This window comes from Pengzhenrongella sicca, assembly GCF_017569225.1.
In the GTDB taxonomy this organism is placed as follows: Bacteria; Actinomycetota; Actinomycetes; order Actinomycetales; family Cellulomonadaceae; genus Pengzhenrongella; species Pengzhenrongella sicca.
Genome location: NZ_CP071868.1, coordinates 3,456,937 through 3,475,157 on the forward strand (window position 1 = coordinate 3,456,937; position 18,221 = coordinate 3,475,157).

The window sequence follows — 18,221 nt, forward strand, 5'->3', positions numbered from 1 at the left end:
ACCGTTGACCGAGACGCTGCCCGAACCCATGACCGGCGAGCCCGCCCACCCGGACGCCTTCACCCTCGGCGCCGACGTGCGCCGCTGGATGGCGGACGACCCCGACCCGGACACCGCGGCCGAGGTCGGCCGCCTCCTGGCCGACGCCGAGCTCCCCGCGCCAGCGGGCGACTCCCCCGCGGCACGGGCGACCCGCGCCCGGGCCGCCGAGGCGCGCGCCGACCTGGCCGACCGGTTCAGCGGCCCGCTCCTGTTCGGCACCGCCGGCCTGCGCGGCGTGCTCGGCGGCGGCCCCCACCGGATGAACCGGGCCGTCGTGATCCGCGCCGCCGCGGGCCTGGCGGCCTACCTGCTCGAGACGGTCGGTGCGGCCGACGACGCGACGCCGCGCGTCGTCGTCGGCTACGACGCTCGGCACAACTCGCGCGCGTTCGCGCTCGACACCGCCGCCGTCATGGTCGGCGCCGGGATCGAGGCGCTGCTCCTGCCGAGCGCACTGCCGACGCCGGTGCTCGCCTTCGCGACGCGGCACCTGAACGCCGACGCCGGCGTGATGGTCACCGCGAGCCACAACCCGGCCCGCGACAACGGGTACAAGGTGTACCTCGGCGGGCGCGCCGCGACCGGGTCGGGCCAGGGCGTGCAGATCGTGCCGCCCGCCGACGCCGAGATCGCCGCCACAATCGCCGCCGTGGCATCCGTCGCGTCCGTGCCCCGCGCCGAGACCGGCTGGACCGTGCTCGGCCCGGACCTGCTGGACGACTACGTCGCCGGCGTCGTCGGCCTGGCCGATCCCGCGGGCCCGCGCGCGCTGCGCATCGTGCACACTTCGCTGCACGGCGTCGGCGGCGTGGTTGCCGAGCGCATCCTGCGCGGCGCGGGCTTCACCGACCTGCACCCCGTGCTCGAGCAGGCGGAGCCGGACCCGGACTTCCCCACGGTCGCGTTCCCGAACCCGGAGGAGCCCGGCGCGATCGACCTGGCGCTCGGGCTGGCCCAGGACTCGGGCGCCGACCTCGTCATCGCGAACGACCCCGACGCCGACCGGTGCGCGATCGCCGTCCGGGACCCGCGGGCCCGCTCGCACCACGGTCCCGACACCGCGGGCGCAGACGGCTGGCGGATGCTGCACGGCGACGAGGTCGGCGTGCTGCTAGGCGCCTACCTCGCCGACCGCGCGCGCCCCGCGGCCGCCGGCGGGCACGCCCCCGTGCTCGCCAACTCCATCGTCTCCTCGCGCCTCCTGGCGCGCATCGCGGCCGCGCGCGGGCTCGCCCACGCGAGCACCCTCACCGGGTTCAAGTGGATCGCGCGCGTGGACGGCCTGCTGTTCGGCTACGAGGAGGCGATCGGCTACTGCGTCGACCCGGCGCGCGTGCGCGACAAGGACGGCCTGAGCGCGGCCTTGCTCGTCGCCGAGCTCGCCGCCGGGCTGAAGTCGGCGGGCCGGACCCTCATCGACGCGCTCGACGACCTCGCGCGCGAGCACGGGCTGCACCTGACCGACCAGCTCTCGGCGCGCTACGTCGACCTCGCGCAGATCCCGGCGACGATGGCGCGGGTCCGGTCCGCGCCGCCGGCGACGCTGGCCGGCTCCCCCGTCACGGAGGTCGTGGACCTGGCCGACGGCGTCGACGGCCTCGCGCCGACCGACGGGCTGCGGCTGCTCGCCGCCGACGGCACGCGCGTGGTGGTCCGCCCGAGCGGCACCGAGCCCAAGGTCAAGTGCTACCTCGAGGTCATCGTGCCGGTGGCGACGGACGCCGACGATGCCGCGCTCACCCGCGCCCGCGCCGTCGCCCGCGAGCGCCTGGACGCGGTCGCGACCGACCTGCGCGTGGCGCTGGGCCTCGTCGAGCCGCCCCGCTAGCTCGCGCGTGTGGGTGTTGTGCTCCCCGCGACGCCCGAGTGGTGAAACGGTCCCCTGAACCGGCCGTCGACCAGCAAAGCGCCCACACGAACGCGCCGGAGAGCAGAACGCCCACACCTGTTGCGCCCCGTTCTCGGGCGACGAGTGCCCGCCCTCAGGCGAGGTGGCGCCCCGCGGCGGGCACGGCGAAGCCCGGCAGGATGACGTCCTCGACGAGAGCCTCGCGCTCGTCGTGGTGGATGAACGCGTTCCAGGCGGCGGTCACGGTCGCGTCGCGCAGGTCGTCCAGGCTCCAGCCCGCCTCGTCCGCGAGCAGCGTCATCTCGCGGGTCAGCGTCGTGCCCGACTGCAGCCGGTTGTCGGTGTTGATCGTCACCGCGAAGCCGAGGTCCCGCAGCAGCGTGATCGGGTGCGTCGCGACCGAGCCCGCCGCGCCGGTCTGGACGTTCGACGTCGGGCAGAGCTCGAGCGGGATCTGGTGGTCCCGGATCCAGTGCGCGAGCAGGCCGAGCTCGGCCTCCGCGCCGACGTCGGGCTCACCGTCGTCGGGCTCACCGCCGTCGGGCCGCACGATCGCGATGTCCTCGACGATCCGCACGCCGTGGCCGAGCCTGCTCGCGCCGGCGACGTGCACCGCCTCGGCGATCGACTCGAGCCCCGCGGCCTCCCCCGCGTGCACCGTGACCGGGAAGTTGGCCTCGGCGAGGGCGCGGAAGGCGGACGCGAACCGGGCGGGCGGGAAGCCGTCCTCGGCCCCGGCGATGTCGAAGCCGACGACGCCGTTCGCGCGGTTCGCGAGCGCGAGCGCCGCCACCTCGTCGCCGCGGTCGGCGTGGCGCATCGCCGTGATCAGCGTGCCGACGCGCAGCGTGCGGCCGCTCACCGCCGCGGCCGCGATGCCCTCGTCGAAGCCGGCCTGGACGGCGTCCACGACCTGCTGCAGCGAGAGCCCGCCGCCCTGGTGCTGCTCGGGCGCGTATCGCTGCTCGGCGTAGACGACGCCGTCGGCCGCGAGGTCGATCGCGGCCTCCCGCGCGACCCGGCGCAGCGCCGCCTCGGTCTGCATGACGGCGACCGTGTGCCCGAACGTCTCGAGGTACAGCTCGAGCGTGCCGGAGCTCGCAGCGTGCACGAACCAGGCGGCGAGCTCGGCCGGGTCGGTCGTCGGCAGGTCATGACCCGCCTGCGCCGCGAGCTCGATCAGGGTGGCCGGTCGCAGCCCGCCGTCCAGGTGGTCGTGCAGCACGACCTTGGGCAGGCGGGCGATGTCGGACTCGTCGATCGTCATGCCCGCCACGGTACTGGCCGGTCAGCACTGCTGGCCCGCCAGCGGTCTTGGCCGTCAGCGGTCTTCAGCGATCAGCGGTACTCGTCCTCGTCGGCTGGCGGCAAGGCGATGGCCTGCTCGACGAGGTCGGCGTCGTCGGCCTCGCCGCGGCCGACCCGCTCGGCGACGTCGGCAAGCGCATCGCCGGCAAGCGCATCGCCGGCAAGCGCGTCGTCGGCGAGCGCGTCGTCGGCGAGGAGGTCGCCGGCGTGCGCGACGTCGTCGGCCTCGGCCGCGCGCGCCTGGACCCAGTCGGCCGGGTCGACCTCCAGGCCGGCATCACGCCACGCCTGCGGTCCGGGAACGATGCTCATGGCTCCTCCTGCCCGCGAAGGGACGTCCTGACCCGACCATCGTGACGCCGCCCGGCGCCGCGCGCCAGCAGGAACGCGCGCAGCGCCACCAGAAACCCTCAGGCCCCCGGCAGCACGGCCCAGCACACGTGGGCCCAGCCGCCGAGCGCCGCGCGCGGGCCGGCCGGCGCGAGCAGGTCGGCGCGCGCAACCCGGTGGACCTGCCCGCGCGCGGGCTCGAAGACCGTGTACTGGGCGGGCTCCGCCGCCTGGTCGGGCCCCGCCGCAGCCCGATCTCGTCGGGGCACGAGCAGGACGACGTGCCGGGGCACCGCGGTCGCCGGGCCGGACGCGAGGTCACCGCCGGTGAACAGCGGCACGCCGACGCCGGCGCTCAGGGCCCGGTCGGCGCGGTCCAGCAGCGCCGCGAACCCGGGGGCGTCGGTGTCATCGATCATGACCGCGCGGAACGCCACGCCGGGGTGCCGCGCAACCCGCGCCGCACCCCACGGCGGCGTGCCGAAGCGGGCCGGCCAGGGCAGCGGCCCGAGGCCGCCCGCGTTGCTCAGGTCCTTCAGCGCGCGCTGCAGCGCCGCGAAGCGGGCCGCCGGGTCGGGATCCGCGCGGTCAGCCGGGGTGAGCGCGCGCATCTCGCGCGGCAGCCCCGGGGGCATCAGTTGCCCGGTGACGAGCCACAGGGCCAGGACCGGATCGCCTGCCGCCGCCAGCAGCGCGAGGACGGTCGACCCACACGTGGTCTGGTCCCACTGCCGCGCCGGCGCGCCAGCGATCAGCACCGGCCCGGTCCCGCCGCCGCCTGCGGGCCGCAGCGGGTCGGCGACCTGCCGACGCTCGGATGGAGACAGCTCGGCCCAGGCCCGGGCGAGCGCCTCGACCGATTCGATCGCGGCCCCGCCGGCGAGCGCCCGCTCAAGCACGCCGCGCTCGGGCGCCGACTGCGCGTCCGCGGCGAGCGCGTCGTACCGCGCGACGGTCACCGCCGGCAGCCCGGCGCGCCGCCGGGCCGCCACGACCGCCACGGCGGGCGGCGGGCGCCAGGCCCGCTGCTCCGAGCCGCCGCCGAGCCCGAGGCCGCGGCCGAGCCGCAGCGCGAGCGTGGTCGCCTGCACCCGGCCGAGAGCCGGGAACCGCTGCGCCCACGCCGCCGCCATTGCGAGCCTCAGTCGGCGGCGAGCCGGGAGATGACGAGCGGGCTGCGCCGGGGCGCCGAACCCTCGGGGGCGATCACGACCGCGCCCTCGAGGGCCGCGCGCGCCCGCTCGAACCGCTCCGGGGTGTCGGTGTGCAGCGTCATCACCGGCTCGCCCGCCCGCACGAGAGCGCCGGGCTTGGCGTGCAGCTCGATGCCGGCGCCGGCCTGCACCGGATCCTGCCGGCGGGCCCGCCCGGCGCCGAGGCGCCAGGCCGCGACCCCGACGGCGAGCGCGTCGAGCTGGACGACGACGCCGTCGGCCGCGGCCAGGATCGTCTCGGTCTCGCGCGCCACGGGCAGCGTGGCGTCCGGGTCCCCGCCCTGCGCGCGGATCATGCGCTTCCACACGTCCATGGCCCGGCCGTCCGCGAGCGCCTCGGCGGGGTCGACGCCGGTCACGCCCGCGCCGGCGAGCATCTCGCGCGCGAGCGCCACGGTGAGCTCGACGACGTCGGGCGGGCCGCCGCCGGCGAGCACCTCGACGGACTCGCGGACCTCGAGCGCGTTGCCCGCCGTCAGGCCGAGCGGCGTCGACATGTCGGTCAGCAGCGCGACCGTGCGCACGCCCGCGTCGGTGCCGAGGTCCACCATGGTGCGGGCGAGCTCGGTCGCCTGCTCGATCGTCTTCATGAACGCTCCGGACCCGACCTTGACGTCGAGCACCAGCGAGCCCGTGCCCTCGGCGATCTTCTTGCTCATGATCGACGACGCGATGAGCGGGATCGCCTCGACGGTGCCGGTCACGTCCCGCAGCGCGTAGAGCTTGCGGTCGGCGGGCGCCAGGCCGGAGCCGGCCTGGCAGATGACGGCGCCGACGCTCTCGAGCTGCGCGAGCATCTCGGCGTTGGTGAGCGCGGCGCGCCAGCCCGGGATCGACTCGAGCTTGTCGAGCGTCCCGCCGGTGTGGCCGAGGCCGCGCCCGGACAGCTGCGGCACCGCGACGCCGTAGACGGCCACGAGCGGCGCGAGCGGGAGCGTGATCTTGTCCCCCACGCCGCCGGTCGAGTGCTTGTCGGAGGTCGGCCGGGACAGGCCGAAGAAGTCCATCCGCTCGCCGGAGGCGATCATCGCCGCGGTCCAGCGCGAGATCTCCGCCCGGTCCATGCCGTTGAGCAGGATCGCCATGTTGAGCGCCGACATCTGCTCCTCGGCCACCGCACCGCGCGTGTACGCGTCGATGACCCAGTCGATCTGGGCGTCGCTCAGGCGCTGCTTGTCGCGCTTGGTCCGGATGACGTCGACGGCGTCGAACGGCTCGACCGCCGCGGGGCCGGCGGCGGTCATGCCCGGGCCACCAGGTCGGCGGGCCCGAAGGCGTCGGGCAGGACCTCGGTCATCGGGCGGATCCCGCTGACCGTCTCGACGAGCAGCTCCGCGCCGCCGTGCTCCCAGAGCAGCTGGCGACACCGGCCGCACGGCATCAGCGGGGCGCCGTGGGCGTCCACGCACACGAAGGCCACGAGCCGCCCGCCGCCGGACACGTGCAGCGCCGAGACGAGGGCGCACTCGGCGCACAGCGTCAGGCCGTAGGACGCGTTCTCGACGTTGCAGCCGACGACGACGCGCCCGTCGTCCACGAGCGCGGCCACGCCGACCGGGAAGTGCGAGTAGGGCACGTACGCGTTGGCGAGGACGGCCGTGGCGGCCGCGCGCAGGCCCGGCCAGTCGATGTCGGCCCCGACGGGAGTGCTGATCTGGCTGGTCACGGTGCTCATTTCACGTAGGGGATGCCCTCGGAGGCCGGCGCGCGGACGCGCCCGACCAGTCCGGCGACGGCGAAGATCGTCACGACATACGGTGTCATGAGCATGATCTGGCTGGGAATCGGCGACCCGATGATGCCGAGGGTCACCTGGAGGTTGTCCGCGAACCCGAACAGCAGGGCCGCGGCGAGCGCCCCGCGCGGGCTCCAGCGGCCGAGGATCATCGCGGCGAGCGCGATGTACCCCTTGCCGCCGGTCATCTCCTTGCCGAACGCGAGGCCGGCCGCGACGGTGAAGAATGCGCCGCCGAGCCCGGCGACCGCGCCGCCGAGCACCGTCGACCGCACCCGGGTGCGGTTGACCTTGATGCCGACCGTGTCCGCGGCCTTCGGGTGCTCGCCGACGGCGCGCATCCGCAGGCCCCAGCGGCTGCGGAAGACCATGACCTGCAGCACCGCGACCACGACGTACATGATGTAGACGAGCACGGTCTGGCGGAACAGGACCGGGCCGAGCACCGGGATCTGGGACAGCACCGGGATGTCGATGACCGGCAGCTTGGGCGGGGAGTTGAACGTCGCGGCGTCGACCTTGAGCACGGTGGAGAACAGGTAGCTCGTGACGCCGATGACCAGCACGTTCAGCACGACCCCGACGATGATCTGGTCGACGACGTACCGGATCGCGAACACCACGAGCAGCAGGCCGACGACGGCGCCCGCGATGGGCGCGGCGATCAGGCCCGCGTAGGCGCTGGACGTGACGGACGCGACGACGGCGGCGAGGAACGCGCCTGCGAGCAGCTGGCCCTCGATCGCGATGTTGACGATGCCCGACCGCTCGCACAGCAGGCCGGCCAGCGCCCCGAAGACCAGCGGAATCGCCAGGAACAGCGAGCCCTGGAGCAGCCCGGTCAGCGGCAGCGGCTGCGCCTTGCCCGCGACGGCCCACGTGAGGAACGCGAGGACGAGCACGAACCCGTAGCCGGCTGGCAGCCACACCCCGATCGTGCGGCGCGACCGCGCCGCCCAGATGCTCACCGCGGCGAGCGCCAGGGCGATCAGGCAGAGCACGAGGGCGGCGGACGTCGACGACACGGTGACGGGCGCGATCTGGAAGAAGTCGCTGGCGGTCGACACCGTGAACGTCGTCTCCCGGCCCTTCGGGGCCGCGAGCACGAAGGCCACGAGCGCGCCGATCGCAACGACCACGTACGCGATGGGCGCACGCCAGCTCACGGGTGCCACGACGGCCGGGGACCGGTGCCCGGCGGGCCCGGCGGCGGGCTTGGGGGGTGCGGCGACGGCGCTCATGCGCGGGCCTCCTTCGAGGTGGCGGTCAGGGAGGGCCGGGGGGCGCCGTGAGCGGGCAGCCGGAACACGGCCCGGACCAGCGGCGGCGCGGCGATGAACAGCACGATGAGCGACTGCACCACCAGGACGATGTCGATCGGGGTACCCGTACGCGCCTGCATCGCGAAGCCGCCCGCGCGCAGGCCGCCGAAGAGCAGCCCCGCGAACACCGTCCCGAGCGGCTTCGATCGGCCGAGCAGGGCGACGGTGATCGCGTCGAAGCCGAAGCTCGCGGCGACGCCGGCGGTCAGCACCTTCTCCGTGCCGAGCACCTGGGCGGCGCCGCCGAGGCCGGCGAGCGCGCCGGCGACGACCATCACCCACACGTACGTCGCGCTGACCGAGATGCCGGCCACGCGGGCCGCGTTCGCGTTGGAGCCGACGGCGCGGAAGCCGAACCCGATCGTCGAGCGGTTCATCAGCCACCAGACGAAGACGGCGGCCGCGAGCGCGAGCAGGAAGCCCGCGTGCAGCCGGAAGCCCGAGCCGAGCACGAGCGGGAAGAGCGCGGTGTCCTTCAGCGGCGGCGACACCGGGTTCGAGCTCTCGCCGCGCTGGAAGGCCGAGGTGGTCAGCACGAACGCGATGAGGTAGACCGCGATGTTGTTGAGCATGATCGTGACGATCACCTCGTGCGCGCCGGTGCGCGCCTTGAGCACGCCGGCGATGCCGGCCCACAGGCCACCGCCGATGGCGGCCGCGATGACCGCGAGCAGGACGTGCAGGACGGGCGGCAGGTCGAACGCGAACCCGACGTACCCCGCGAAGATGGCGCCCAGGATGATCTGGCCCTGTGCCCCGATGTTGAACAACCCGGCCCGGAAGCCGATCCCGAGGCCGAGGCCGGCGAAGATCAGCGGCACCGACACGGTCATCGTCTCGGTGATCGGCTTGACCGCGCGCTGGAAGGTCTCCGCGCTCGAGTCGAACACCGCGCCCTGGAAGAGCGCGACGTAGGCGCCCGAGACGGCGTCCCACACGGCGGTGAGGAAGTCGCCCGGCCGCGCGAACAGGTAGCTGGCGCTGGACTGGACCGCGGAGTCGGCAGCGGCGATGAGCACGCCGCTGAGCACGAGCGCGAGCACGATCGCGAGCGCGGTCACGAGCCAGTTGCTCGCGAGCATCTCTCGCAGGGCCTGGCGGCCGCGGGACTCGGGTGCCGGAGCCGCCGCAGCGGTGTCCGCCGGCGTGGTGTCCGCCGGCGTCGGCGGGTTCGGCTGGCTCACGTGGGCTCCTCGTCAGTCTCGGCAAGGTCGGCCTCGCCGAGCAGGGTGTGGTGGGCTGCGGCCTGGTCCTGGGCCTCGGCGAGCGGCACGCCGGCCATCATCAGGCCGAGCACGTCCCGATCCGTGCCGCCCGGCACCGTCCCGACGATCCGGCCCCGATACATCACCACGATGCGGTCCGCGAGTGCCAGCACCTCGTCGAGCTCGGTCGACACGATGAGCACGGGGGTGCCGTTGTCCCGCTCGCGCACGATCCGCGCGTGCACGAACTCGATCGACCCGACGTCGAGCCCGCGCGTGGGCTGCGAGGCGACGAGCAGTCGCAGGGGGCGCGACATCTCGCGCGCGAGGACGACCTTCTGCTGGTTCCCGCCCGACAGCGTGCTCGCGTGCGCGTCGACCGAGGGGGTCCGGACGTCGAACTCGACGATCCGCTGCTCGGCGCTCGTGCGGATCGCGTCGAGGTCCAGGGTGACGCCCTTGCCGAACGGGGGGCGCCGGTACAGGTCGAGGACGAGGTTCTCGGCGATCGTGAAGTCGCCGACGAGGCCGTCTTCGGTGCGGTCCTCCGGGACGAACCCGACGCCGGCGGCGAGGACGTCGCGGACCGAGGCGCCCACCAGCTCGGTGCCGTCGAGCGTGACCGAGCCCGCGAGCGGGGTCTGCAGGCCCAGGATCACCTCGGTCAGCTCGGTCTGCCCGTTGCCCTGCACGCCGGCGATCGCGACGATCTCGCCGCGCGCGATCTCGAAGCTCACGCCGTCGACCTGACGCACGCCCACGGCGTCGAGCACGACGAGGTCGCGGACCGCGAAGGTGACCTCCCCCGGCTCGGCCGGGTCCTTGTCGACCCCGAGGTCGACGGAGCGGCCGACCATCAGCGAGGCCAGCTCGGTCTCGCTCATGCTCGGCAGCGCGCTGCCCACCACCGTGCCGCGCCGGATGACGGTGATGCGGTCGGCGACGGCGCGCACCTCGCGCAGCTTGTGGGTGATGAACACGATCGACGTGCCGGCGTCGCGCAGCTGGCGCATGATCGCGATGAGCTCGTCGGTCTCCTGCGGGGTCAGGACCGCGGTCGGCTCGTCGAGGATGAGCACCTTCGCCTCGCGCGAGAGCGCCTTGATGATCTCCACGCGCTGCTGGGCGCCGACGGTGAGGTCCTCGATCAACGCGTCGGGGTCGATGTCGAAGCCGAAGCGGTCGGAGATCTCGCGCACCCGGCGGCGGGCCGAGGCGAGGTCGATGAGCCCGGCGGCCTTGACCGGCTCGTGCCCGAGCACGACGTTCTCGGCGACGGTGAACACGGGCACGAGCATGAAGTGCTGGTGCACCATGCCGATGCCCGCGGCCATCGCGTCGCCCGGCCCGGCGAACGTCGTCGCGACGTCGTCGACCAGGATCTCGCCGTCGTCCGGGTCGTAGAAGCCGTACAGGACGTTCATCAGGGTGCTCTTGCCGGCGCCGTTCTCGCCGAGCAGGGCGTGGATCTCGCCCGGTTCGACCACGAGGTCGATGTGGTCGTTGGCCACCAGCGACCCGAATCGCTTGGTGATCCCCCGCAGTTCCAGCTTCACGTCGCGTGGCGCCTTTCACTTCGATGTGTGCTCGAACCCTAGCGCCGCACCGCGGGTGCTCGCGGCGGCGCGGCGCCCGCGGCGCCGGCCCAAAACGGGCCGTGGTCCGGGCGGTGGAGCTGCCCGGACCACGGCTCGGTGACGCTGCGCCCGGCTGCGTCGAGCCGGGCGGGTGGAGCGGGTGCTAGTTGGAGCTAGGCGAGTCGACGACGAGGTCGCCGGAGATGATCGACGCCTTGAGCTCGTCGACCTTCGTCACGAGCTCGGCCGGGACGGTGGACTCGAAGTCGTGGAACGGAGCGAGACTGACGCCCTCGTTCTCGAGCGTGCCCACGTACGGCTCGGAGCTGAACTCGCCGTCGACGGCCTGCTGCACGGTGTCGAAGACCGCGGAGCCGATGCCCTTCATGACCGAGGTGAGCACGATGTCGGAGAAGTCCGGCGCCGTCTCGAACCAGTCGGCGTCGACGCCGATGAACATCGTCCCGGGCACGGCCTTGGCGGCGGTCGCCGCGCCGAGCCCGACCGGTCCGGCGACGGGCATGATGACGTCCGCGCCCTGCTGGATGAAGCCGTTGGCGAGGTTCTGCCCGTTGGCCTGGTTGTCGAAGTCACCGGTGAAGGAGCCCGTCTGGGCCTCCTTGTCCCAGCCGAGCAGCGTGACTGCCGCGCCGGCGTCGGTGTTGTACTGCGTGATGCCGTCCGAGAAGCCGTCCATGAAGATCGACACCGACGGGAGCTGGATGCCACCGAACGTCGCGACGACGCCCGACGTGGACGTGCCCGCCGCGACGTACCCGGCCAGGAACGCGGCCTCCTGCGTGTTGAACAGCAGCGGCTTGCCGTTCTCGAGCGTGACCGGGCTGAAGTCCGGCGCCGAGAACGAGCTGTCGACGAGCGCGAAGTTGATGTCGGGGTTCGCCTCGGCGGCCGCCTGGATCGGGTCCTCGAGCAGGAAGCCGACGCCGATGATCAGGTCGCAGTCCTGCTGGATGAGCGCGTCGATGTTCGGCGCGAAGTCGGTCTCGGAGGTCGACTCGACCTTGACCTCCTCGATGCCCAGCTCGGAGGCGGCACGGTCGAGGCCCTCGGCGCCCGACTGGTTGAAGGACTTGTCCTCGAAGCCACCGGCGTCCGAGACCATGCAGCCCTTGAAGTCGACCGTCGCCGCGCTCGACTCACCGCCGGCCGTCGAATCCGTGTCGTCGGGCGCGCTTGCGCACGCTGCGAGGGCCAGTGCGGCAACCGCCGCAAGACCTGCTGCTCGCGTCATTCTGTTCACGTCGAACTCCCCGTTGCCTTGACGCCGAGCCGGTCCAGCAATGACCTGGCCCGGACGGCGCGCATCGTCGCGCGCGCCCGGACCGGGACTGGCCGGCTGATGTCCTCGCACCCTAGTGCGCGGAACTACGGCGCCGTGTTACCGGACGGTAACGTCCGTGGTTCGTTATGGATTCGGAATGTTCGACGGTCGCATCGGGTCGGGAGCGACGTCGCTGGCCAGCAGGGCGGTCCGGGTGAGCAGCCGGACGCCGACGTCGATCGCGCGCTCGTCCACCTGCAGGTCACCCTGGTGGATGTCGAACGTGCGCCCGCCGGGCTCGCGCACCCCGAGCCGGCCCATGGAGCCCGACACCTTGGTCAGGTACCAGGCGAAGTCCTCGCCGCCGAGCGACTGCTCGGTGAGGTCGACCGAGTCGTCGCCGAGCACCTCGCGGGCCGCGGCCTCGAGCACCGCGGTCGAGCGGGCGGCGTTCTCGACCGGCGGCACGCCGCGCAGGTGGCGGATCTCAACCTCGACGGCGTACGGCGCGACGACCTGCTCGACCGCGTCGTGGAAGACCGACGACGCGAGCTCCCAGGCGCGCTTGTCGAGGCAGCGCAGCGTGCCCCGGACCGAGCCCGAGGCCGGGATCGCGTTGTGCGCGGACCCCGCCTGGACCGCGCCCCACGTCAGGTTGACGCCCGAGCGCGGGTCGAGGCGCCGCCCGAGCACGGCCGGGACCTGCGTGATCACCTGGCCGAGGGCGAAGACGACGTCGCCCGTCAGGTGCGGGCGCGACGTGTGCCCGCCCGGCCCGGTCACCACGACGGTCACCTCGTCGGAGGCGGACGTGATCGGCCCGATGCGGGTACCGACGTGCCCGACGTCGACGCGCGGGTCGCAGTGCACCGCGAAGATGTGGGCGACGCCGTCGAGCGCCCCGGCCGCGATCGCGTCGAGCGAACCGCCCGGCTGGACCTCCTCGGCGGCCTGGAAGATCAGCCGGACGCCCGAGGTGAGCCGCCCGCGCGCCGCGAGCTCGCCCAGCACGAGGCCGGCGCCGAGCACGACCGTGGTGTGCACGTCGTGGCCGCACGCGTGCGCGATGCCGGGGACGATCGACCGCCACGGCAGCCCGCACGTGTCGTGCAGGCGCAGCGCGTCCATGTCCGCGCGCAGCGCGACCCAGCGCTTGCCCGAGACGGCGGGGCCCGGGCCGATGTCGCAGATCAGGCCGGTGCCGGGCAGCAGGCGCGGCTCGAGGCCCGCGGCCCGGAGCCGATCCGCGACCACCCGCGTGGTGCGCTGCTCGGTGCGCGCAAGCTCGGGGTGCGCGTGCAGGTCCCGCCGGATCGCGATCAGCTCCGCACGGAACGAGGCGACGAGCTCGGCGGTCTCGGCGAGGAGTTCGGCATCGGCTAGCACGCAGCCGAGCCTAGGCCCCCGCGGGACTACAACAGGTCGGGCCGCCCCTTCTCGCGCACGGCCGCGACCGCGTCCTTGACCTGCTGGGCGCGCGACCGCGTCGTCACCAGCAGCGCGTCGGGGGTGTCCACGACGACGACGTCGTCCAGGCCAAGCACGACCACCATGCGGCCCGACGCCGGGATCACGAGCGAGCCGACGGAGTCGAGGCGGACGACGCTGGCGTCGTCGCCGAGCACCCGCGCGTCGTCGTCCCCACCGGGCACGGGCGCGAGCAGCGCGCTCAACGAGGCGAAGTCGCCGATGTCGTCCCAGCCGAAGTCGCCGGGCACCACGGCGACGCCGCCAGCCGCCGCGACGGGCTCGGCGATCGCGTGGTCGATGGCGATCTTCTCGAGCGTCGGCCAGACCTCGGCCAGGACCCGGTCGTGGTCAGCGGTGTCCCAGGCGGCCGCGAGCGTGCGCAGGCCTGCGTGCATCTGCGGCAGCTGCGCGGCGAGGTGCGTCAGCAGCACCTCGGCGCGCACGATGAACATGCCGGCGTTCCAGCGGTACTCCCCCGTCGCGAGGTACGCGGCGGCCGTCGCGGCGTCGGGCTTCTCGGTGAAGCCGACGGCGTGCCGCCCGTTCGGCGCATCGGCCAGGCCGAGCGTCTCGCCCGAGCGGACGTACCCGAACGCGGTGGAGGGGACGGAGGCCGCGATGCCGACCGTCACCACGTAGCCGGCGTTGGCCGCGGCGACGCCCTCGCGGACGGCGCTCTCGAACGCGGGGGTGCCGTGGATGACCTGGTCGGCGGCGAAGGAGCCGAGCACGACGTCGCTGCCGTGCCGCTGGACGAGCACCGCGGCGGCCAGGCCGATCGCGGCCATGGAGTCCCGCGGCGACGGCTCGGCGAGCACTTGGGCGGCGGCGACGTCCGGGAGCTGAGCGCGGACGGCGTCGACGTGGCGCTCGCCGGTCACGACGAGCACGGCGTCGGTCGCGGTGAGCGGCGCGAGCCGGTCGACGGTGGCCTGCAGGAGCGTCCGGCCCGAGCCGGTGAGGTCGTGCAGGAACTTGGGCGAGCCGGACCGCGACAGCGGCCACAGGCGCGTTCCCGCGCCGCCCGCCGGGATGACCGCGTGGAAGTCAGGGATGGGGCCGGCGGGGGCGATAGTCATGGGGTCAGGGTAGTGATGGGGGGCCGGTCGTGAACCAGTGCACGGCGGCGCCGTGTCTCCGGCCGTGCTGCGCCGGAGGTCAACGGGCCTGTGCGATTGGTCACAAACCCCCGTGGGGGCCCCGCTTCGGGGCTCGCCCGAGGGGCTGACCCGGATCCGAGTCAGTACAGTGGGCAAAAATCGGACGCCGTCGTCCACCCTCGCAGCTCAGGAGGATTCAGTGCCCAGTGCCCCCGCCGGCACGTTGTACCGCGGCCGAGAAGGCATGTGGTCGTGGGTCGCCCACCGTGTCACGGGCGTCCTGATCTTCTTCTTCCTACTCGTGCACGTGCTCGACACCTCGCTCGTGCGCCTGTCACCGGAGACGTACAACGCCATCATCGGCACCTACAAGAACCCGGTCATGGGACTCGCCGAGGCCGGGCTGGTCGCCGCGATCGTGTTCCACGCGTACAACGGTCTCAGGATCATCGTGGTCGACTTCTGGGCCAAAGGGCCCAGGTACCAGCGCGTCATGCTCTGGGTCGTGGTCGGCCTGTTCATCGTGACCATGGCGGGCTTCCTGCCGCGGCACCTGTCGCACGTGTTCGGGGGATCGTGATGAGCGCGTCGACCCGCGCGGCCGGCACGGCCGCCATCCCCGACCCGCGGGCCCCATACCGGCGGCGCAAGACGACCCGGGGCAACTTCGAGCTCTACTCCTGGGTGTTCATGCGGGGCTCCGGCGTCATCCTCGTCGGCCTGATCTTCGGTCACCTGTTCGTCAACCTGTTCGCGGGTGACGGCATCCAGGCCATCGACTTCGGCTTCGTCGCCGGCAAGTGGGCGAACCCGTTCTGGCAGAACTACGACCTGGTGATGCTCTGGCTCGCGATGATCCACGGCACGAACGGCGTGCGCACGATCATCAACGACTACGCCGAGAACGACACGTTCCGGCTCGTGCTCAAGCTCGCGCTCTATCTGGCGTTCTTTGTCGTCGTCGTGCTCGGGACGCTCGTGATCTTCACGTTCGACCCGTGCCCGCCCGGTCAACCGGCAGACCTCCTGCCCTCGTTCTGCTTCGCCTGACCGGCGGCCCGGCACCCGTTCCACCTCTCGCACAGGAGACAACGCACCAGATGCAGACCCACCAGTACGACGTCGTCATCGTGGGTGCCGGCGGCGCCGGGATGCGCGCGGCGCTCGAGTCCTCTACGCGGACCCGCACGGCCGTGATCTCCAAGCTCTACCCGACGCGTTCGCACACCGGCGCCGCCCAGGGCGGCATGTGTGCCGCGCTCGCGAACGTCGAGGAGGACAACTGGGAGTGGCACACCTTCGACACGGTCAAGGGCGGCGACTACCTCGTCGACCAGGACGCCGCGGAGGTGATGGCCAAGGAGGCCATCGACGCCGTGCTCGACCTCGAGAAGATGGGGCTGCCGTTCAACCGGACGCCCGAGGGCCGGATCGACCAGCGCCGGTTCGGGGGGCACACCCGCAACCACGGCGAGGCCGCCGTCCGCCGGTCCTGCTACGCGGCAGACCGCACCGGCCACATGATCCTGCAGACGCTTTACCAGCAGTGCGTCAAGAACGACGTGCAGTTCTTCAACGAGTTCTACGTGCTCGACCTGCTGCTGTCGGAGGACCTCACGGGCGGAGAGGTGGCCGACGGCGCCGACGTCCGCGTCTCCGGCGTCGTCGCCTACGAGCTGGCCACGGGCGAGATCCACCTCTTCCGCGCCAAGTCCGTCATCATCGCGACCGGCGGCGCGGGGAAGATCTACAAGACGACCTCGAACGCCCACACCCTCACCGGCGACGGGATGGCGCTCGCCTACCGCCGCGGCGTGCCGCTGGAGGACATGGAGTTCTTCCAGTTCCACCCGACCGGCCTCGCCGGGCTCGGCATCCTGCTCTCGGAGGCCGCCCGCGGGGAGGGCGCGATCCTGCGCAACAGCGACGGCGAGCGGTTCATGGAGCGGTACGCGCCCACGATCAAGGACCTGGCGCCGCGCGACATCGTCGCGCGCGCGATGGCGAACGAGGTGCGCGACGGGCGCGGGGCCGGCCCCAACAAGGACTACGTGCTACTCGACCTGACCCACCTCGAGCCCGCGCACATCGACGCCAAGCTGCCGGACATCACGGAGTTCGCGCGCACCTACCTCGGGATCGAGCCGTACACCGACCCGATCCCGGTCTACCCGACCGCGCACTACGCGATGGGCGGCATCCCGACGAACATCACCGCGCAGGTGCTGCGCAACAACACCGACACGGTGTCCGGGCTGTACGCCGCGGGCGAGGTCGCCTGCGTCAGCGTGCACGGCTCGAACCGGCTCGGCACGAACTCGCTGCTCGACATCAACGTGTTCGGCAAGCGCGCCGGGATCGCCGCCGCGGAGTACGCGATCGGCGCCGACTGGGTCGAGATGCCCGCCGAGCCCTCGGTCGGCGTCGTCGCCGAGCTCGAGGAGATGCGCGCGCGCCCGTCGGGCGAGCGCGTCGCCGAGGTGCGCACCGCGCTCCAGCAGACCATGGACACCAACGCCCAGGTGTTCCGCACGGCCGAGTCGCTCGAGCAAGCGCTCGCCGACGTGCGCGCCCTCCAGGAGCGGTACCGCAACGTCAGCGTCCAGGACAAGGGCCGGGCGTTCAACACCGACCTGCTCGAGGCGCTCGAGCTCGGCTTCCTGCTCGACGTCGCCGAGGTCGTCGTCGTCGGCGCCCTGAACCGGCAGGAGTCGCGCGGCGGGCACTTCCGCGAGGACTTCCCGACCCGTGACGACGCCGCGTACATGAAGCACACGATGGCGTACCGACGCCCGGTGGCCGTCGCCGCGGGGGCCGCGGCGACCGTGGGCGGCCCGGGGGCCGCGGCACCCGGGATGTTCGACGTCGTCCTGGGCTACAAGCCCGTCATCCAGACCCGCTACGAGCCGATGGAGCGCAAGTACTGATGGCTACCCGACTCGAGACCAAGCCCGCGGGCGGCGAGGCGACCGGCAAGCTCGGCGTCATCCCGTCCTTCGACGTGACCCTGCGCATCCGCCGGTACAACCCGGAGACGACGGGCGACAAGGCGTACTGGCAGGAGTTCACGGTCACCGCGCACGGCACCGACCGCCTCCTCGACGCGCTGCACAAGGTCAAGTGGGAGCTCGACGGCTCCGTCACGTTCCGCCGCTCGTGCGCGCACGGCGTGTGCGGCTCGGACGCGATGCGGATCAACGGCCGCAACCGGCTCGCGTGCAAGGTTCTGCTCAAGGACCTCAACCCGAACAAGCCCATCACCGTCGAGCCGATCAAGGGCCTGCCCGTGATCAAGGACCTCGTCGTCGACATGGAGCCCTTCTTCGCGTCGTTCCGCGAGATCATGCCGTTCCTCATCACGACCGGGAACGAGCCCACGAAGGAGCGCCTGCAGTCGGCGGCCCAGCGCGAGCGGTACGACGACACGACCAAGTGCATCCTGTGCGCCGCGTGCACCACGTCGTGCCCGGTCTTCTGGACCGACGGCCAGTACTTCGGCCCGGCCGCGATCGTGAACGCGCACCGGTTCATCTTCGACTCGCGCGACGAGGGCGCCGAGCAGCGGCTCGAGATCCTCAACGACAAGGAGGGCGTCTGGCGCTGCCGGACCACCTTCAACTGCACCGAGGCGTGCCCGCGCGGCATCGAGGTCACCAAGGCGATCGCTGAGGTCAAGAAGGCCATGATCACGCGCGCCTTCTGAGTCGCCCGCGGCGCTCAGGGCCTGGGGCGGGGCCCTGCCCGGCGCGCGAGTGTGGGAGTTCGGCTGCCAGGCCCGCGCTTGTGG

The 18,221-nt window shown here is 73.1% G+C and carries 16 protein-coding genes; 5 read left to right on the forward strand and 11 right to left on the reverse strand.

What is annotated here, in order from left to right; genetic code table 11:
• Nucleotides 1-28 precede the first annotated feature (28 nt).
• Nucleotides 29-1,870, forward strand: a complete 1,842-nt coding sequence (locus J4E96_RS15900) for a phospho-sugar mutase (protein WP_227425795.1) — start codon at nucleotides 29-31, stop codon at nucleotides 1,868-1,870.
• Between the two features lie 154 nt (nucleotides 1,871-2,024).
• Here the strand turns inward: J4E96_RS15900 and J4E96_RS15905 are convergent, their stop codons facing one another.
• The 11 genes from J4E96_RS15905 to J4E96_RS15955 all read right to left on the reverse strand — a co-directional run bounded on the left by J4E96_RS15905 (nucleotide 2,025) and on the right by J4E96_RS15955 (nucleotide 14,413).
• Complete coding sequence (locus J4E96_RS15905) at nucleotides 2,025-3,158, reverse strand: adenosine deaminase (protein ID WP_227423038.1); 1,134 nt, start codon at nucleotides 3,156-3,158, stop codon at nucleotides 2,025-2,027.
• Nucleotides 3,159-3,229: 71 nt separating this feature from the next.
• Nucleotides 3,230-3,511, reverse strand: coding sequence for a hypothetical protein (locus tag J4E96_RS15910; RefSeq protein WP_227423039.1), 282 nt, complete (start codon nucleotides 3,509-3,511; stop codon nucleotides 3,230-3,232).
• A gap of 98 nt (nucleotides 3,512-3,609) precedes the next feature.
• Nucleotides 3,610-4,662, reverse strand: coding sequence for a hypothetical protein (locus J4E96_RS15915; protein WP_227423040.1), 1,053 nt, complete (start codon nucleotides 4,660-4,662; stop codon nucleotides 3,610-3,612).
• 8 nt (nucleotides 4,663-4,670) lie between these two features.
• Nucleotides 4,671-5,987: a thymidine phosphorylase gene (locus tag J4E96_RS15920; RefSeq protein WP_227423041.1), complete on the reverse strand. Its 1,317-nt coding sequence runs from the start codon at nucleotides 5,985-5,987 to the stop codon at nucleotides 4,671-4,673.
• Nucleotides 5,984-6,418 carry a cytidine deaminase gene (locus tag J4E96_RS15925; RefSeq protein ID WP_227423042.1) on the reverse strand — a complete coding sequence of 145 codons (435 nt, stop codon included), beginning with the start codon at nucleotides 6,416-6,418 and terminating at the stop codon, nucleotides 5,984-5,986. The genes J4E96_RS15920 and J4E96_RS15925 overlap by 4 nt, the downstream gene beginning before the upstream one ends.
• Nucleotides 6,415-7,719 carry an ABC transporter permease gene (locus J4E96_RS15930; protein ID WP_227423043.1) on the reverse strand — a complete coding sequence of 435 codons (1,305 nt, stop codon included), beginning with the start codon at nucleotides 7,717-7,719 and terminating at the stop codon, nucleotides 6,415-6,417. The genes J4E96_RS15925 and J4E96_RS15930 overlap by 4 nt, the downstream gene beginning before the upstream one ends.
• On the reverse strand, nucleotides 7,716-8,984 hold the full coding sequence (locus J4E96_RS15935; protein WP_406619973.1) for an ABC transporter permease: 1,269 nt from the start codon (nucleotides 8,982-8,984) through the stop codon (nucleotides 7,716-7,718). Before J4E96_RS15935 ends, J4E96_RS15930 begins: the two co-directional genes overlap by 4 nt.
• The gene (locus J4E96_RS15940) at nucleotides 8,981-10,561 is read right to left on the reverse strand and encodes an ABC transporter ATP-binding protein (protein ID WP_227423044.1); all 1,581 of its coding nucleotides are present in this window, start codon (nucleotides 10,559-10,561) and stop codon (nucleotides 8,981-8,983) included. The genes J4E96_RS15935 and J4E96_RS15940 overlap by 4 nt, the downstream gene beginning before the upstream one ends.
• 184 nt (nucleotides 10,562-10,745) lie before the next feature.
• Nucleotides 10,746-11,843, reverse strand: coding sequence for a BMP family ABC transporter substrate-binding protein (locus J4E96_RS15945; protein WP_227423045.1), 1,098 nt, complete (start codon nucleotides 11,841-11,843; stop codon nucleotides 10,746-10,748).
• Nucleotides 11,844-12,008: 165 nt separating this feature from the next.
• Nucleotides 12,009-13,250 (reverse strand): amidohydrolase, encoded by a 1,242-nt coding sequence (locus tag J4E96_RS15950; RefSeq protein WP_227423046.1) that lies wholly within the window; start codon nucleotides 13,248-13,250, stop codon nucleotides 12,009-12,011.
• Nucleotides 13,251-13,276: 26 nt separating this feature from the next.
• Nucleotides 13,277-14,413 carry a mannose-1-phosphate guanylyltransferase gene (locus J4E96_RS15955; protein ID WP_227423047.1) on the reverse strand — a complete coding sequence of 379 codons (1,137 nt, stop codon included), beginning with the start codon at nucleotides 14,411-14,413 and terminating at the stop codon, nucleotides 13,277-13,279.
• Nucleotides 14,414-14,633: 220 nt separating this feature from the next.
• Here J4E96_RS15955 and sdhC point away from each other — a divergent pair, with 220 nt between their 5' ends.
• The 4 genes from sdhC to J4E96_RS15975 are packed head-to-tail and all read left to right on the forward strand — an operon-like array spanning nucleotide 14,634 to nucleotide 18,137.
• The gene (gene sdhC / locus J4E96_RS15960; protein WP_227423048.1) at nucleotides 14,634-15,014 is read left to right on the forward strand and encodes a succinate dehydrogenase, cytochrome b556 subunit; all 381 of its coding nucleotides are present in this window, start codon (nucleotides 14,634-14,636) and stop codon (nucleotides 15,012-15,014) included.
• Nucleotides 15,014-15,484, forward strand: coding sequence for a succinate dehydrogenase hydrophobic membrane anchor subunit (locus tag J4E96_RS15965; RefSeq protein WP_227423049.1), 471 nt, complete (start codon nucleotides 15,014-15,016; stop codon nucleotides 15,482-15,484). The genes sdhC and J4E96_RS15965 overlap by 1 nt, the downstream gene beginning before the upstream one ends.
• Nucleotides 15,485-15,534: 50 nt before the next feature.
• The gene (gene sdhA, locus J4E96_RS15970; protein ID WP_227423050.1) at nucleotides 15,535-17,361 is read left to right on the forward strand and encodes a succinate dehydrogenase flavoprotein subunit; all 1,827 of its coding nucleotides are present in this window, start codon (nucleotides 15,535-15,537) and stop codon (nucleotides 17,359-17,361) included.
• Nucleotides 17,361-18,137 (forward strand): succinate dehydrogenase iron-sulfur subunit, encoded by a 777-nt coding sequence (locus J4E96_RS15975; RefSeq protein ID WP_227423051.1) that lies wholly within the window; start codon nucleotides 17,361-17,363, stop codon nucleotides 18,135-18,137. The genes sdhA and J4E96_RS15975 overlap by 1 nt, the downstream gene beginning before the upstream one ends.
• Nucleotides 18,138-18,221 lie beyond the last annotated feature (84 nt).